This window comes from Pseudomonas sp. HN2-3 (assembly GCF_020691745.1).
Classification (GTDB): Bacteria; Pseudomonadota; Gammaproteobacteria; order Pseudomonadales; family Pseudomonadaceae; genus Aquipseudomonas; species Aquipseudomonas capeferrum.
The window spans coordinates 1,617,946-1,634,292 of record NZ_CP085704.1; the positions used below are offsets into that span (position 1 = coordinate 1,617,946).

Consider the following 16,347-nt stretch of genomic DNA (forward strand, 5'->3'; position numbering starts at 1 on the left):
TTTCGAGGCCCCTTGAACGCCTCGAAGCAACAAAAAGAGCGATCAACGTGTCGCTTTTTTTGTGCCTGATAAAACTGTGCCTCTGGCCAGTAAGCAGGCAAAGCAGGTTTCACCGGGCGCAAGCCCAAGCGATACGCAGCGGTAGTTCAGTCGGTTAGAATACCGGCCTGTCACGCCGGGGGTCGCGGGTTCGAGTCCCGTCCGCTGCGCCATCTTCGCCTCGAGGCCCTGAACACCTCGAAGCAACGTGAAAAGCGACCTTAGGGTCGCTTTTTTCGTTATCACGGCCAGCTCGGCCACCTTTACACGAAGCTGACAGACTCTTCACGGATGAACGGTTTCAGTGTCTGTGCGCGCTGATGCACAATAGGCACCTTCTCGACTTACCCGGAATTCGCAATGACCAGATCATCCGTCTTTGGTGCGCTCGGGCTGGCCCTGGTGCTGGCGGGCGTGACCGGTTGTTCCTCGAAAAAAACGGCCATCTACGAGCACGAGAACTTCGACGACTCGGGGACGTTCTCGCGCAGCTTTCCGGTGACCGATGCCGGCTCCTGCGAGGCCGCTCGCCGTGCCTTGCTCAGCCAGGGCTATATCATCACCAGCAGCGGTGCCAACCAGGTTACCGGCAACAAGAGCTTCCAGCAGAACAGCGAAAACCACCTGCAGATCAGTTTCAACGTCACCTGCGCGCCAGACGTGAGCGACGAACAGCGTTCGACCATGTTCGCCAACGCCCTGCAGGATCGCTACAGCCTGAAGAAGTCCAATACCTCCGCCAGCCTGGGTGTGGGCGTGCTGGGTTCGGTGTCGATGCCGATCGGTTCGAGTGACGACTCGATGGTCAAGGTGGCCAGCGAGACGGTGACTGCGGCGCAGTTCTACGACCGGTATTTCGCACTGGTGGAGAGCTATCTGCCCAAGCCCAAGAAGGTCAGCAAGGCCAAGGTCGAGCCTGAGGCGCCTGCGCCGAAGGTAGAAAAGCCCGCAGTTGACCTGGGGCTGCCAGAGCAGGCGGCTGCCGCCCCAGCAGCGGTTCCCGCAGCCGCCCCAGCGCCTGCCGCCGTTGCCCCGGCCGCCGAGGTGCCAGCGGCGCCTGTGGTCAATGACAGCCAGGGCTCGCAACCTGTAGCACCGCCGGCAGAGCCGGCACCGATCCAGGCGCAACCTGCTGAAGCCCCGCCGGCCACCCTCTGAGCCTCTTTGCGCCTGCGGCTACGCGCGGGCACAGCACACATTCCCTGTTACAGACGGGCGCCGATAGCGCGTTCGATACCTGCTACGTTTACTTCTCATGAGCTTGTCATCATTCCTTCACCCAACCTGCTTAGGTTGAAGGCGACACCTACGAAGACAGATGAGAAAAGAGGACGCAGGGCAATGGACGAATATCAGGAAGAGCTGCTCGAGTTCCAGGCATACGAACTGGATACCCCGGAACCTGCCGAGGACGCCACCGAGCTTTAGCCGGCCTGCCGCTGACTGCGGCGAAACTCCCCCGGCGTGAGGCCGGTCCAGCGCTTGAATGCGCGCTGGAAAGCCTCTGCCGAAGCAAACCCCAGCAGATAAGCGATTTCGCCGAAAGCCAGCGCCGTGTCACGGATGTAGGTTTCGGCCAGGTCGCGCCGTGTCTCGTTCAGCACGTCGCGAAAGCGCGTGCCTTCCTCAGCCAGCTTGCGCCGCAATGTCCAGGTGGGCAGTTGCAGGCTCTGGGCCACTTCGTCCAGGTCCGGTTCGCGGCCGCCATTGAGTAACGGGCCGAGCAGGTGCGTGATGCGTTCACCCAGGCTGCGTACCCGTGTGCGCTGGAGCAACTCGGCTTCGCAGAGTTGCAGCAGGTGCTGCCAGGTGCTCGGGCAATGCTGCGGGTTGGCTATCTGTAGCGTGGCGCGGCTCAGGCGCAGTTGATTGCCAGCGGCTGCGAACTGCACCGGGGTACAGCACAGCGGCTGATACTGAGTGGCATAGTCGGGCGCTGCAAATTCAATATCCAGCCGTTCGGCCTGCAGCACGGTGCCTGTCAGGTCGCCCAGTTGTGCCAGCCAGCCGGCGAGCAACGAATCGACCACGAAACGGTTGTACGTGTTGTACGGGCTGATGGAGTAGAAGCGCAGCCAGGCGCCCTGGGCATCTTCCTGAAAGCTTGAGTGGCCCCGGTAGTTGGCAGCGTACAGCGGCTCGAAGCGCAGCAAGGTGCGCGCCGCTTCGCCCAGGGTTGGCGCCTGGGCCGCCGTGATGCCCGCCAGGCCGGCATGGGCCAGGCGGCTGAGGCGCCCCATGTGCAGGCCCAGGGCCGGCTCTGAGCAGAGCGTGATGGCGGCATGCCCAAGGTGCATGTAGCGGGGGATCGACAAGCGTGCGCCCGCTTCGGCCAGGCGCGCAGCATCGAGGCCATAGCGCCGCAGCAGGGGCGCTGGGTCATGGCCCAGCGCGCGCACAGCCCCTGCCAATGGCTGGACGAAGCCTACCGACAGGTCACCCAGGCGCACGCGGGGGCGGGCCACGGGGTCACAACCACAGGTTCAGCAGGCGGGCGCCATGGCTAGGGTTGCCCGCCAGCAGTTCGCCCGATTGATGGGCAAAGCCCTGGCCGTCGCCGGCCTGCTCCCAGAACTGCCCGCGCATGAACACGCTCATGCTGCTGACACCTGCGCCAGCCGCCTGGGTCAGGCGCTGCCAGGCGGTTTGCTCGCTTACCTCGCCACGCTGCAAGGCAAGCTCGGCCGCCGCTTGCTGGTGGCGGTTGCCGCGCCAGGGCGCCTGCCAGCTACCTTTGCCGCTGAGGAACACCGGGTTGGCGATCAGTTGGACCGACTGTTGCTCCAGTTGCTGGTGGTTTTCCGGGTACCAGCTGTCACTGCCGATCAGTACACCGAGGCGCCCGGCGGGGGTTTGCAGGACCTGCAGCGGGTGCTGGCGGCCATCATGGATGTAGCGGCGCATTTCGCTGTCTGGGTACTGCTGGCGCTGGGGCTGGCCCAGCAGCGAGCCGTCGCCGGCAAACACCACGCTGCTGTTGTACAGCGGGCCACTGCCGGCGTGCAGCACGCCCTGTTTGACATAAGGGGCAGGGAGCACGATAGAGCCAGCCACCAGGGTTACCCCAAACTCCTTGGCCAGGCCACCGAACAGCTGCTGATAGTCGGCGGCCATCTGCTCGGCCTTCATGCGCAAGTGCGCGTCGGTGCGCCAGTCGTCGGCGTTGGCGCGCAGCATCGCCAGGCCATAGCGCAGCGGGTTGCTCAGCTCCAGCCATTGCAAGGCCTCGCGGCTCTGCGTGACCTGGTACAGCTCGTTCTTTTCGCCGCGCGCCCACAGCCAGGTGCCGATGTGCTCCGGCAACACCACCACCGTGCGTGGGCCAACCAGCCCCTGCATTCGGGCCTGCTGCAGATAGGCCGAGAGCTTGCGGTGCAGGCGCTGCAGGTTCTGGTAGTCACTTGGGTAAAGCAGCGGCTCGACGCCCAGCAGGTTGCCGTGTTCGCCCGGCACGCCATGGTTGAGCGCGAGCTCGATGCGCAGGTCGGACAGGTAATGGCCTTCCGGGCGCTGCTGGGTCCAGAAGCCGTAGCCGCACACGGCGGCGATCATCACCAGCGCCAGGGCGCTTGCCAGGAGTTTTCGCATGAAGCGGTACTGCGCCTTGGAAGTCAGAGTTGTCTAGGGTAGCCGTGCTGTGAGGGAGGATCAATAAGTTGTCAGTTTCGATCATTGAGCCTGTTCAAACGCCTGTTTAATGTCATCGGCAGATAAACGACGGGCCCGCCGGCTGGCGAGGTACCCGCATTCCGTGATCACGCCACATGGGGACCTTCCATGGCTGCCGACCTTTATCCGCACCTGCTCGCACCGCTCGACCTCGGCTTCACCACCTTGCGCAATCGCACCCTGATGGGCTCGATGCACACCGGCCTTGAAGAGCGGCCCGGTGGTTTCGAGCGCATGGCGGCCTATTTTGCCGAGCGCGCCCGGGGTGGCGTCGGCCTGATGGTCACCGGCGGCATCGCGCCTAATGATGAAGGTGGGGTCTATTCTGGCGCCGCCAAGCTCAGCACCGAAGAAGAAGCCGACAAGCACCGCATCGTGACTGACGCGGTACACGCCGCGGGCGGCAAGATCTGCCTGCAGATCCTGCATGCCGGGCGCTACGCCTACAGCCCGCGCCAGGTCGCGCCGAGTGCGATCCAGGCGCCGATCAACCCGTTCAAGCCCAAGGAGCTGGACGAAGCGGGCATCGAGAAGCAGATCGCCGACTTCGTCAATTGCGCCGTACTGGCCCAGCGTGCGGGCTACGATGGCGTCGAGGTAATGGGTTCGGAAGGCTATTTCATCAACCAGTTCCTCGCTGCCCACACCAACCACCGCACCGACCGCTGGGGTGGCAGCTACGCCAACCGCATGCGCTTGGCCGTGGAAATCGTCAGCCGCGTACGTGAGGCCGTGGGCCCGAACTTCATCATCATCTTCCGCCTGTCGATGCTCGATCTGGTCGAGGGTGGCAGCACCTGGGATGAAATCGAGCTGTTGGCCAAAGCCATCGAGCAGGCCGGTGCGACCCTGATCAACACCGGCATCGGTTGGCACGAGGCGCGCATCCCGACCATCGCCACCAAGGTGCCGCGTGCGGCGTTCAGCAAGGTCACCGCCAAGCTGCGGGGGGCGGTGAACATTCCGCTGATCACCACCAACCGCATCAACACCCCGGAAGTGGCCGAGGCGGTGCTCGCCGAAGGCGACGCCGACATGGTCTCCATGGCGAGGCCGTTCCTGGCCGACCCGGACTTCGTCAACAAAGCCGCCGCCGGGCACGCTGATCAAATCAACACCTGCATCGGCTGCAACCAGGCCTGCCTGGACCACACCTTTGGCGGCAAGCTGACCAGTTGTCTGGTCAACCCACGCGCCTGCCACGAGACTGAGCTCAACTATCTGCCTGTGCGCGCGGTGAAGCGTATTGCCGTGGTCGGTGCAGGCCCAGCCGGCCTGGCGGCCGCCACTGTGGCCGCTGAGCGTGGCCACCAGGTGACGCTGTTCGATGCCGCTGGCGAGATCGGTGGGCAGTTCAACGTGGCCAAGCGGGTGCCGGGCAAGGAAGAGTTCTTCGAGACCCTGCGCTACTTTGCCAACAAGCTCAGCAGCACAGGCGTGGACGTGCGCCTGAACACCCGCGTCGATGTACAGGCGCTGGTGGACGGCGGCTTCGACGAGGTCATCCTGGCCACCGGTATCGCGCCACGCATCCCAGCGATCCCGGGGGTGGAGCACGCCAAGGTGCTCAGCTACCTGGATGTGCTGCTCGAACGCAAGCCGGTCGGCGCGGCCGTCGCGGTGATTGGGGCCGGCGGTATCGGTTTCGATGTGTCCGAATACTTGGTGCATCAGGGTGTGGCAAGCAGCCAGGACCGTGACGCGTTCTGGAAAGAGTGGGGCATCGACACCCAGCTTGAGGCCCGCGGTGGCGTGGCCGGAATCAAGGCCGCGCCGCACGCGCCGGCACGCCAGGTGTTCCTGCTGCAGCGCAAGGCGTCCAAGGTAGGTGACGGTCTGGGCAAGACCACCGGCTGGATCCACCGCGCAGGGCTGAAGAACAAACAGGTGCAGATGCTCAATGGCGTTGAATACCTGAATATCGACGACGCCGGTTTGCACATTCGTGTCGGCGGCGGTGAGCCGCAACTGCTGGCGGTGGACAACGTGGTGATCTGCGCCGGGCAAGAGCCGCTGCGTGAGTTGTACGACGGGCTGGTGACCGCAGGGCAGTCGGTGCATTTGATCGGCGGCGCGGACGTGGCAGCGGAGCTGGATGCCAAGCGGGCGATCAACCAAGGCTCGCGCCTGGCTGCCGAGCTTTGATAGGGCCGGGGGCTGCTTTGCGGCCCCCCGCTGTTTCACTGATAGACTGATGAATCCGCCTCAGGCCCCGATCCATGTCCATCGATTTCTTGAACCTCCCCCAGGCCCCTCTGCACCCCCTGACCCTGCCTTGGCTACAAAGCGCCAACGTCGAAGCTGCCATCTTGCGCCTGGACCTGATCGACCCCTTGATCAGCGGCAACAAGTGGTTCAAGCTGCGCCACCACCTTGCACAAGCCCATGAAGCAGGCGCCCCCGGCCTGATCAGCCTGGGCGGTAGCCACTCCAACCACTTGCACGCCCTGGCCGCCGCCGGCAAACGGTTTGGCTTCGCCACCGCCGGCTTGCTGCGTGGCCATGCCCAGGACACCCCGACGGTGCGTGATCTGCAGACGCTGGGCATGCACGTGCACTGGCTGGGCTATGGTGGCTACCGTGCGCGCCATGAAGCGGGGTTCTGGCAACCCTGGCAGGCACGTTACCCCGGCTGGCACTGCATCCCCGAAGGCGGTGGCGGCATGGCGGGCGCGCAAGGCTGCGGGTTGATCGTCGCGCAGGCGCGTACACAGCTGGCCGGCATCGGTTGGGACGATTACAGCGCCTGGTGGCTGGCCGTGGGTACCGGTACCACGCTGGCTGGCCTGGTGCTGGAAGAGGCCGGCGCGCATGACGTGCACGGCGCGCTGGCGGTGCCAGGCGATCATGGCGTGGCGGAGAATGTGAGCCAACTGGTCGGCGACAGTGGTTATAGGCTGCACGATGCCTGCCGGGGCGGCTTTGCCCGGGTCGACGACGAACTGTTGGGGTTCATCGACGCCTGCGAGCGCAGCACCGGCGTGCCGCTTGAAGCGCTCTACACCGGCAAGGCCTTGCTGGCGCTGCGTGAGCAGGTCGAGGCCGGCGTATTCCCGCCCGGCACCCGCCTGATCGTGCTGCACACCGGTGGCCTGCAAGGCCGACGCGGTTACTTGTAGGGCAGCATGCGCAGCAGCGTGTTGTCGCGTTGCACGTAGTGGTGATACAGCCCGGCCAGCGCATGCAGGCCGATCAGCCAGTAACCCCAGCTGCCGACGCGCTCATGCCAGCCTTTGATGAACTTGGCTTGGTCCGGGTCTGCGCCGATCAGGTGGGGCAGCTCGAGGCCATAGAAGGGTACCGGCTTGTCGGCGGCGCTGAGAATCAGCCAGCCGGCCAGGGGCAGGCCGATCATCAACAGGTACAGTGCCAGGTGCATCAGGTGGGCAAGGCCGGTCTGCCATGCAGGGGGCTTGGGCAGAATGGGCGGGGTGGGGCGGCTCAGGCGTACCGCCAGGCGCAGCCAGACCAGCACAAACACCGTCAGGCCCAGCATGAAGTGCAGGTCCTTCATTAGGTTGCGCTCAGCGCTGTCCTTGGGGAACAGGCCGCGAAACTCGATGCAGGCGTAGACGGCGGCCAGCAGCACCAGCATCAGCCAGTGCAGGGCGATGGACAGGCGCGCGTAATGAGGCGTCGGGGTGAGTGAAACCATGCTTGATCCTCGTCATCAGGTTTAAGGTGGCGCTCTTGCTGGCGCTCACGGGTAACTGTAACTGCTGATTTGAGGGGATGCTTTGCGCTGGGTCGGTGAAAGGTGTTTGGCCGGTGGGGCAGGGCTTGAGGTTTTTAGCGCCTATGAGATCGAGCGCCGCCAGCGCGGCGCTCGATCTTCTGGGCGCCACAAACCTCAAGCCCTGCGCACAAACCCACCTACTCGCTCAGCGCCGGCCAGCCATCGGCCACCAAAAATACCCGCTCTACTTCATGCCAGGCCCCATCGGCCTGCATGTGCAACCTGACCAGCATCTGCGCCGGCGCCTGCTCATCCAACCCCGCCAGCCAAGCCTCGAACTGCTGCACTGTCCAGCACGCCTCGGCCGTGACCCGCGCTGGCGCCAACCAGGCATTGCGCGGCAGGGGCTGCCAACGTTCAGCTGTGGCCCTTGGCCAATCCCGCCGGCGTAACCAACGCCCGCGCAGATGCAGCGGGTTGGCCCCCTCAGGCGGTTCTGCATGCCCTGGCCATGGGTAGAACAGATAACCCGCAAGCCACAGATGCGCCTGCACCTGCTGCACGCCAAGCCCGGCCAGCGCCACACGGCTGTGCGCACCACTAGACATGGGCAACTGATGCCCGGCCAGGTGCGCCAGCTTGCTGCCCAATCGGTCGTAACACCCCGGCCCGAGCCACTGCGCGGGGTCGCGGCCACCGCTGTGGTCCGGCCCCAGGTAAAGCTTGATCGCCAGCTCCAGGTGGTGGGTGCCTTCAGCGTCGCGCAGCAAGATATCCAGCTCGCCCAGCGTGCGCCCACCTTCGCGGATCGCCAGGTTGGCCGCCAGCAGCTCGATACCCGGCGCCTGGCCCAGGGCGAACTGCCACAGGCTTTCGTAGTAAAGCCCCAGGCGCCGGCTGGTCAGCCTCGCCAGCCCGTCACGCAGCGGCTGGTCATCGGCATCCAAGGCCAACAACCAGGCTTTCAGGCGCTGCGGCTCATCGGCCCAGGCACTGCCTGCCAGCGGGTGGCGCTGGGGGCAGGGCGGGGCGCTGAGCAGCGGTGGGGACAGCAGTGTCCAGGCCAGGTCGCGCACGGCAGGGCGGCGCAACTGGCGGGGCAAGTCGTGGAGTTCGGCGAAGGGCATCATCCAGCGAGCATAGCCGGTTTGCCGCTGCCCGGTCGTTTCGCCCATAATCGGCGCATAGTCACCCGCCGCAGAGCCTCGCAGGAGCCCCATGGAGCAATTTCGCAATATCGGTATCATCGGACGCCTTGGCAGCTCACAGGTGCTCGACACCATTCGCCGACTGAAAAAATTCCTCATCGAGCGCCACCTGCATGTGATCCTCGAGGACACCATCGCCGAAGTGCTGCCCGGCCACGGCCTGCAGACGTCCACGCGCAAGCTGCTGGGCGAGGTCTGCGACCTGGTCATCGTCGTTGGTGGTGATGGCAGCCTGCTCGGCGCCGCCCGCGCCTTGGCCCGGCACAACATTCCGGTGCTGGGCATCAACCGCGGCAACCTGGGCTTTCTTACCGATATCCGCCCCGACGAGTTGGAAGAAAAGGTCGCCGAAGTGCTCGACGGTCACTACCTGGTAGAAAACCGCTTCCTGTTGCAGGCCGAAGTGCGCCGGCACCACGAGGCCATCGGCCAAGGCGATGCGCTCAACGATGTGGTCCTGCACCCCGGCAAATCGACGCGGATGATCGAGTTCGAGATCTACATCGATGGCCAGTTCGTCTGCAGCCAGAAGGCCGACGGCCTGATCGTCGCCACCCCGACCGGCTCGACCGCCTATGCGTTGTCGGCGGGCGGCCCGATCATGCACCCCAAGCTCGACGCCATCGTCATCGTGCCGATGTACCCGCATACCCTGTCGGGCCGGCCGATCGTGGTGGACGGCAACAGCGAACTGAAGATCGTCGTGGCCAAGGACCTGCAGATCTATCCGCAGGTCTCCTGTGACGGCCAGAACCACTTCACCTGCGCCCCCGGCGACACCATCACGGTGAGCAAGAAGCCGCAGAAACTGCGCCTGATCCATCCGCTGGACCACAATTACTACGAAGTCTGCCGTACCAAACTCGGCTGGGGCAGCCGCCTTGGCAGCAGGGACGACTGATGCTCGATCCGGCGCGAAGTTTCGACATCATCGGTGACGTGCATGGTTGTGCGCTGACCCTTGAACGCCTGCTCGACGCCCTGGGTTACAAGCGTGTGGCGGGCGTCTGGCGCCACCCACGGCGCCAGGCACTGTTCCTCGGTGACATCGTCGACCGTGGGCCGCGTATCCGCGAGGCCTTGCACATCGTGCACGACATGGTCGAGGCCGGTCAGGCGTTCTGCATCATGGGCAACCATGAGTACAACGCCCTGGGCTGGGTTACCCCGGCCCTGCCCGGCAGCGGCAAGGCCCATGTGCGCGAGCACACGCCACGCCACGCCCGGCTGATCGACGAGACCCTGACCCAGTTCGCCCACCACCCCGGCGACTGGCATGACTTCGTCAACTGGTTCTATGAATTGCCGCTGTTCGTCGACGCCGGGCGCTTCCGCCTGGTGCACGCCTGCTGGGACCCCCGGTTGATCGAGCCGCTACGCCAGCAATACCCGAATGGGCGCATCGACCAACACTTCATCCAGGCCTCGGCCGTGCCCGGCAGTTTCGCCGCCACGGTGTGCAATCGCCTGCTGCGGGGCACCGACATGCGCCTGCCGGACGGGCTGACCCTGACCGGTGGCGATGGCCTGACCCGCGCCTTCTTCCGCACCAAATTCTGGGAAGAAGACCCGCAAACCTATGGCGACATCGTGTTCCAGCCCGATGCCCTGCCCGAGGCAGTCGCCAGCACGCCGCTCAGCCATACCCAGAAGAACGCCTTGCTGCGCTACGCCGAGGACGAACCCTTGCTGTTCGTCGGCCATTACTGGCGCAGCGGCCGCCCGGCGCCGATACGCGACAACCTGGCCTGCCTGGACTACAGCGCCGTGCTCTATGGCAAGCTGGCAGCCTATCGGCTGGATGATGAAACCCGTATCGACCCGCACAAGTTCGTCTGGGTCGACGTCGATCGCCCACAGGCCAATCAATGAACATAATCGAAGTGATGCGTCTGCCGCTGTCGGTCGACCTCAGCGGCTTCGTCCATCTGCTGCAGCGCTTGCAGGTGCCGCACCGGGTCAGCGAAGAAGGCGATGCCCAGGTGCTCTGGGCGCCCGATACCCTGGCCGAAGACGTGCTGCAACTCTACCAGCGCTTCCCGGACGGCAACGCCGACCTTGAGCTTGCCCAGGCGCCAATGGCAGCGGGTTCAACCGCGACTGCCGCCACCCAGCCCTCCCTGAAGGACCAGGCAAAAGCCTGCAAGGTCACCACCGTGATCCTGCTGCTGTGCTTCATCGTCGCGGGCCTCACCAGCCTTGGCGAAAACTTCTCGACCATCGGTTGGTTCACCTTCCTCGATTTCCGCGTACAAGGCGACTACCTGTACTTCACCCCACTGGCCCAAGGCCTCGCCGAGGGCCAATGGTGGCGCCTGGTGTCACCGATGCTGCTGCACTTCGGCGTGCTGCACCTGGCCATGAACAGCCTGTGGTACTGGGAGCTGGGCAAGCGCATCGAACTGCGCCAGGGTCCGTGGCTGTTGCTGGGCCTGACCCTGTTGTTCAGCCTGGTGTCCAACCTGGCCCAGCACTACACCAGCGGCCCGAGCCTGTTCGGCGGCCTGTCTGGCGTGCTCTACGGCTTGCTTGGGCATATCTGGCTGTACCAGTGGCTGGCGCCCAACCCGCACTTCAACCTGCCCAAGGGCGTGCTGGTGATGATGCTCATCTGGCTGGTGGTGTGCCTGACCGGGGTGGTCGGCCAGCTCGGCTTTGGCCAGATCGCCAATGCCGCCCACGTCGGCGGGTTGCTCATCGGATGCCTGACAGGGCTCTTGGGTGGCGGGATGGCCCGGCGTAAACTGTCGGCTTGAATTAGGAGACGCTATGTCCACTTTCGCGCAAATGATCGAAAACATTACCCCCGAAATCTACGAGAGCCTGAAAACGGCCGTGGAGATCGGTAAATGGTCCGATGGCCGCAAGCTCACTGTCGAACAGAAAGAGCTGTCGTTGCAGGCCGTGATCGCCTGGGAGATGCAAAACCTCCCCGAAGATCAGCGCACCGGTTACATGGGCCCACAGGAATGCGCGTCGAAGTCGGCGCCGATCGCTAACATTCTGTTCAAGTCGGACTCGGTACATTGATCGAACTCGCTCGTGGCTCTTTGAGCAAGATGGCGGTGCGCCTGGAAGCACCGGTCGTGCAATACAGCTTTCGCCTGGGTGAGGAGCAGGTACCGGTCAACCCGTTGATCGGCCAGCGCCTGCGCCTGGAGTACCTCGGCGCCATTCATTGCAGCCATTGCGGCAAGCGCACCAAGACCAGCTTCAGCCAGGGTTACTGCTACCCGTGCATGACCAAGCTGGCCCAGTGCGACATTTGCATCATGGCCCCGGAACGCTGCCACTACGACGCCGGCACCTGCCGCGAGCCGTCCTGGGGCGAGCAGTTCTGCATGACCGACCACGTGGTCTACCTGGCCAACTCGTCGGGGGTCAAGGTCGGCATCACCCGCGCCACCCAACTGCCCACCCGCTGGCTCGACCAGGGTGCCAGCCAGGCCCTGCCGATCATGCGCGTGGCCACCCGCCAGCAATCAGGTCTGGTCGAAGACGTGCTGCGCAGCCAGGTACCCGACCGCACCAACTGGCGTGCACTGCTCAAGGGCGACGCCGAAGTGCTGGACCTGGTCGCCATCCGCGAACAGATCTTCGATGCCTGCGCCGACGGCCTGCGCGAGCTGCAGGCACGCTTTGGCCTGCAGGCGCTGCAGCTGCTGCCGGATGCCGAGGTGGTGCAGATGCGTTACCCGGTCGAGGCCTACCCGACGAAGATCGTCAGCTTCAACCTGGACAAGAACCCGGTGGTGGAAGGCACGCTGCTGGGCATCAAGGGCCAGTACCTGATTTTCGACACCGGCGTGATCAACATTCGCAAGTACACGGCCTACCAGTTGGCCGTGCTCCAGTAAAAAGGACCTGCACATGCGTACCGAACAACCGCAAGTGATCTACCTCAAGGACTACCAGGCGCCCGAGTACCTGATCGACGAGACGCACCTGACCTTCGAGCTGTTCGAGGACCACACCCTGGTCCATGCGCAACTGGTCATGCGCCGCAACCCGGCACGCGGTGCCGGCCTGCCGCCACTGGTGCTCGACGGCCAGCAGCTCGAACTGCTGCGCGCCTCGCTGGACGATCAGGAGTTGCAGCCAAGCGACTACCAGCTTGAAGCCGACAGCCTGACGGTCCACCCCAAGGCCGAGCGCTTCACCCTCGACACCAGCGTGAAGATCCACCCCGAGAGCAACACCGCGCTGGAAGGCCTTTACAAGTCCGGCAAGATGTTCTGCACCCAGTGCGAGGCCGAGGGTTTCCGCAAGATCACCTATTACCTCGACCGCCCGGATGTGATGAGCACCTTCACCACCACGGTGATCGCCGAGCAGCATCGCTACCCGGTGCTGCTGTCCAACGGCAACCCGATCGGCAGCGGGCCGGCTGAAGAGGGCCGGCACTGGGCGACCTGGGAAGACCCGTTCATGAAACCGGCCTACCTGTTCGCCCTGGTGGCCGGTGACCTGTGGTGCGTCGAGGACAGCTTCACGCGCCAGTCGGGCCGCGACGTGACCCTGCGTATCTACGTCGAACCCGAGAACATCGACAAGTGCGACCACGCCATGGTCAGCCTGAAGAAGTCCATGCGCTGGGACGAGGAAGTCTACGGCCGTGAGTATGACCTGGACATCTTCATGATCGTCGCGGTCAATGACTTCAACATGGGCGCCATGGAAAACAAGGGCCTGAACATCTTCAACTCGAGCTGCGTGCTGGCCCGCGCCGAAACCGCCACCGACGCCGCCCACCAGCGGGTCGAAGGCGTGGTCGCCCACGAGTACTTCCACAACTGGTCGGGCAACCGCGTAACTTGCCGCGACTGGTTCCAACTGTCGCTCAAGGAAGGCTTCACGGTGTTCCGCGACGCCGAGTTCAGCGCCGACATGAACTCGCGCACGGTCAAGCGCATCGAGGACGTCGCCTACCTGCGTACCCACCAGTTCGCGGAAGATGCCGGCCCAATGGCCCACCCGGTACGCCCGGACAGTTTCATCGAAATCTCCAATTTCTACACCCTGACCGTGTACGAGAAGGGTGCCGAAGTGGTGCGCATGGTCCGCACCCTGCTGGGCGCCGAGGGCTTCCGCAAGGGCAGCGACCTGTACTTCGAACGCCACGATGGCCAGGCGGTGACCACCGACGACTTCATCAAGGCCATGGAAGATGCCAACGGCGTCGACCTGACACAGTTCAAGCGCTGGTACAGCCAGGCCGGCACGCCGCGCCTTGAGGTGAGCGAAGCCTATGACGCGGGTGCCCAGACCTACAGCCTGACGTTCCGCCAGAGCTGCCCGCAGACGCCGGAAAAGGCCGACAAGTTGCCGTTTGTGATCCCGGTCGAACTGGGCCTGCTGGATGCCGAAGGCAACGACCTGCCACTGCGCCTGGCCGGCGAAGCCGCCGCTGCCGGCAGCAGCCGCGTGCTGTCGGTGACCGAGGCCGAGCAGACCTTCACCTTCGAAGGCATCACGGCCAAGCCGCTGCCCTCGCTGCTGCGTGGTTTCAGCGCGCCGGTGAAGCTGAGCTTCCCGTATGACCGCGACCAGCTGATGTTCCTCATGCAGCATGACAGCGACGGCTTCAACCGCTGGGAAGCGGGCCAGCAACTGTCGGTGCAGGTGCTGCAGGAGCTGATTGGCCAGCATCAGCGCGGCGAAGCGCTGAAGCTCGACCAGCGCCTGATCAGTGCGCTTGGCACCGTGCTGGGCAACACGTCGCTGGACGCTGCCATGGTCGCCGAGATGCTGTCGCTGCCGGGCGAGGCCTACCTCACCGAGATCAGCCAGGTGGCCGACGTCGATGCCATCCACGCCGCCCGCGAGTTCGCTCGCCAGCAGATCGCCGAGCAGTTGTTCGATGGCCTGTGGGCGCGCTATCAGGCGCACCGCGAGGCCTCGCGCAGCACGGCCTACGTCGCTTCGGCCGAGCACTTCGCCCGCCGCAGCCTGCAGAACATCGCCCTGTCGTACCTGATGCTGAGCGGCAAGCCGCAGGTGCTGGAAGCGACCCTGGAGCAGTTCGACCAGTGCGACAACATGACCGAACGCCTGACGGCCCTGGCGGTACTGGTCAACTCGCCGTTCGAGGCTGAGCGGGCCAAGGCGCTGGCAACCTTCGCCGAGCACTTCAAGGACAACCCGCTGGTCATGGACCAGTGGTTCAGCGTGCAGGCCGCCAGCTCACTGCCGGGCGGGCTGGCGCGGGTCAAGGCACTGATGCAGCACCCGGCGTTCACCCTGAAAAACCCGAACAAGGTGCGCGCGCTGGTGGGTGCCTTTGCCGGGCAGAACCTGGTCAACTTCCATGCGGCGGATGGCTCGGGCTATCGCTTCCTGGCAGACCTGGTGATCGAGCTGAATGCGCTGAACCCGCAGATTGCTTCGCGTCAACTGGCACCGCTGACCCGCTGGCGCAAGTATGACGCTGCGCGTCAGGCGTTGATGAAGGGCGAACTGGAGCGGATCCTCGCTTCTGGGGCGCTGTCCAGTGATGTGTATGAAGTGGTGAGCAAGAGCCTGGCTTGATTGCCAGTGGGGCCGCAAAGCGGCCCCAGCCTTTTATGTGCTTAACAAAACATAACGTCCCGCTCGTTGTATCCGCGCAACGTTCCCCGCTACGATCCCCCCAAGCTATTGCAGGCCTCTACCACAGGCTTTTCGCAGTACCTGCAAGGCATTGACCCACTAAGAAGAACACAACAGGGGACAGTCATGAGGGAGCAGCTGATGGCGCAGCCCAGGCGTGGTGCCTGGCCGCTGGCCGCCGGTGCGATGCTGGCGCTGGCATTGGGAATGTGGACGGGCAGCGTCGAAGCCGCTGCCGCCGACGAATACTCGACCGAATCGGCCAAGGCCAGCCAGAGCCTGCTGATCGACGCCGCCCACGCCGGCAAGCGCCTGGTAGTGGTGGGCGATCGCGGTCATATCCTGTTCTCCGACGACCAGGGCAAGACCTGGACCCAGGCGCGGGTGCCCACCCGGCAACTGCTCACCGCCGTGTTTTTTCTCGACGACAAGCGTGGCTGGGCAGTCGGCCATGATGCGCAGATCCTCGCCAGCACCGACGGCGGCGCGACCTGGAGCAAGCAGTTCGAAGACCTTACCCGTGAAGCCCCGTTGCTCGATGTCACCTTCCTCGACGCCCAGCACGGGTTTGCCGTAGGTGCCTATGGCGCCTTGCTGGAAACCCGGGACGGCGGCCAGCACTGGCAGGACGTCGCCGAGCGGCTGGACAACCCCGACCAGTTTCACCTCAACGGCATCGCCGTGATCAAGGGTGCCGGCCTATTCATTGTCGGCGAGCAGGGCAGCATGTTCCGCTCCAGCGACAACGGCCAGGCCTGGGCCAAGGTCGACGGCCCTTACGAGGGCTCGTTGTTCGGTGTGATCGGCACCGCCCAGCCGCAGACCCTGCTGGCCTACGGCCTGCGCGGCAACCTGTTCCGTTCAACGGACTTCGGTGACAGCTGGCAGCCGATCGCGCTCAAGGCCGCGCGCGGCGCCCTCGAATTCGGCCTGGCAAGCGCTACGCTTGTCGAGGATGGCAGCGTGGTGCTGGTCGGTAACGGCGGCAGTGTGTTGCGCAGCCATGACGACGGGCAAACTTTCAGCGTCTACAACCGCGCCGACCGCATCGCCCTGGCCGGCGTCACTGGCCTGTCCACGGGCGGCTTGCTGCTGGTGGGGCAGGGTGGTGTGCACCTGGCCACCGCCGAAGGTGCCGACCAGGCTGCCGAGGAGCCGCGCCCATGA

Annotated in this window: 14 protein-coding genes and 1 tRNA gene; 11 read left to right on the forward strand and 4 right to left on the reverse strand. The window is 64.7% G+C overall.

Translation table 11 applies throughout. The features are described 5' to 3' along the window. Window positions 1-135: 135 nt before the first annotated feature. A tRNA-Asp gene (locus LJX93_RS07390) sits at window positions 136-212 on the forward strand. A gap of 187 nt (window positions 213-399) precedes the next feature. Further along, window positions 400-1,197 (forward strand): DUF2242 domain-containing protein, encoded by a 798-nt coding sequence (locus LJX93_RS07395; protein ID WP_047583557.1) that lies wholly within the window; start codon window positions 400-402, stop codon window positions 1,195-1,197. A 266-nt stretch (window positions 1,198-1,463) separates the two neighbouring features. Here LJX93_RS07395 and LJX93_RS07400 read toward each other — a convergent pair whose 3' ends face one another. Then, the gene (locus LJX93_RS07400) at window positions 1,464-2,504 is read right to left on the reverse strand and encodes an AraC family transcriptional regulator (RefSeq protein WP_227696890.1); all 1,041 of its coding nucleotides are present in this window, start codon (window positions 2,502-2,504) and stop codon (window positions 1,464-1,466) included. A gap of 4 nt (window positions 2,505-2,508) precedes the next feature. Beyond that, a complete protein-coding gene (locus LJX93_RS07405; protein WP_033700524.1) occupies window positions 2,509-3,627 on the reverse strand; it encodes a nitrilase-related carbon-nitrogen hydrolase in 1,119 nt (372 codons plus the stop codon). 189 nt (window positions 3,628-3,816) lie between these two features. On the opposite strand from LJX93_RS07405, the gene LJX93_RS07410 reads away from it, so the two are divergent. After that, window positions 3,817-5,853, forward strand: coding sequence for an NADPH-dependent 2,4-dienoyl-CoA reductase (locus LJX93_RS07410; RefSeq protein WP_227696891.1), 2,037 nt, complete (start codon window positions 3,817-3,819; stop codon window positions 5,851-5,853). A 74-nt stretch (window positions 5,854-5,927) separates the two neighbouring features. Continuing rightward, window positions 5,928-6,827, forward strand: a complete 900-nt coding sequence (locus LJX93_RS07415; RefSeq protein WP_371856434.1) for a 1-aminocyclopropane-1-carboxylate deaminase/D-cysteine desulfhydrase — start codon at window positions 5,928-5,930, stop codon at window positions 6,825-6,827. On the opposite strand, the gene LJX93_RS07420 is transcribed toward LJX93_RS07415, so the two are convergent. After that, window positions 6,818-7,363 (reverse strand): cytochrome b, encoded by a 546-nt coding sequence (locus LJX93_RS07420; RefSeq protein WP_033700521.1) that lies wholly within the window; start codon window positions 7,361-7,363, stop codon window positions 6,818-6,820. The genes LJX93_RS07415 and LJX93_RS07420 overlap by 10 nt on opposite strands. Window positions 7,364-7,581: 218 nt before the next feature. Then, window positions 7,582-8,559: a DUF1853 family protein gene (locus LJX93_RS07425; protein WP_077068645.1), complete on the reverse strand. Its 978-nt coding sequence runs from the start codon at window positions 8,557-8,559 to the stop codon at window positions 7,582-7,584. A 43-nt stretch (window positions 8,560-8,602) separates the two neighbouring features. On the opposite strand from LJX93_RS07425, the gene LJX93_RS07430 reads away from it, so the two are divergent. From LJX93_RS07430 to LJX93_RS07460, 7 genes are all read left to right on the forward strand, one after another. Further along, the gene (locus tag LJX93_RS07430; RefSeq protein WP_033700519.1) at window positions 8,603-9,493 is read left to right on the forward strand and encodes an NAD(+) kinase; all 891 of its coding nucleotides are present in this window, start codon (window positions 8,603-8,605) and stop codon (window positions 9,491-9,493) included. After that, complete coding sequence (locus LJX93_RS07435; RefSeq protein WP_033700518.1) at window positions 9,493-10,464, forward strand: metallophosphoesterase; 972 nt, start codon at window positions 9,493-9,495, stop codon at window positions 10,462-10,464. Before LJX93_RS07430 ends, LJX93_RS07435 begins: the two co-directional genes overlap by 1 nt. After that, a complete protein-coding gene (locus LJX93_RS07440; RefSeq protein WP_033700517.1) occupies window positions 10,461-11,348 on the forward strand; it encodes a rhomboid family intramembrane serine protease in 888 nt (295 codons plus the stop codon). The genes LJX93_RS07435 and LJX93_RS07440 overlap by 4 nt, the downstream gene beginning before the upstream one ends. A 13-nt stretch (window positions 11,349-11,361) precedes the next feature. Further along, on the forward strand, window positions 11,362-11,622 hold the full coding sequence (locus LJX93_RS07445; RefSeq protein ID WP_033700516.1) for a YeaC family protein: 261 nt from the start codon (window positions 11,362-11,364) through the stop codon (window positions 11,620-11,622). Continuing rightward, window positions 11,619-12,449, forward strand: coding sequence for a DUF2797 domain-containing protein (locus LJX93_RS07450; RefSeq protein ID WP_033700515.1), 831 nt, complete (start codon window positions 11,619-11,621; stop codon window positions 12,447-12,449). Before LJX93_RS07445 ends, LJX93_RS07450 begins: the two co-directional genes overlap by 4 nt. 13 nt (window positions 12,450-12,462) lie before the next feature. After that, the gene (gene pepN / locus LJX93_RS07455) at window positions 12,463-15,120 is read left to right on the forward strand and encodes an aminopeptidase N (RefSeq protein ID WP_227696892.1); all 2,658 of its coding nucleotides are present in this window, start codon (window positions 12,463-12,465) and stop codon (window positions 15,118-15,120) included. A 186-nt stretch (window positions 15,121-15,306) separates the two neighbouring features. After that, window positions 15,307-16,347: a WD40/YVTN/BNR-like repeat-containing protein gene (locus LJX93_RS07460; protein WP_033700513.1), complete on the forward strand. Its 1,041-nt coding sequence runs from the start codon at window positions 15,307-15,309 to the stop codon at window positions 16,345-16,347.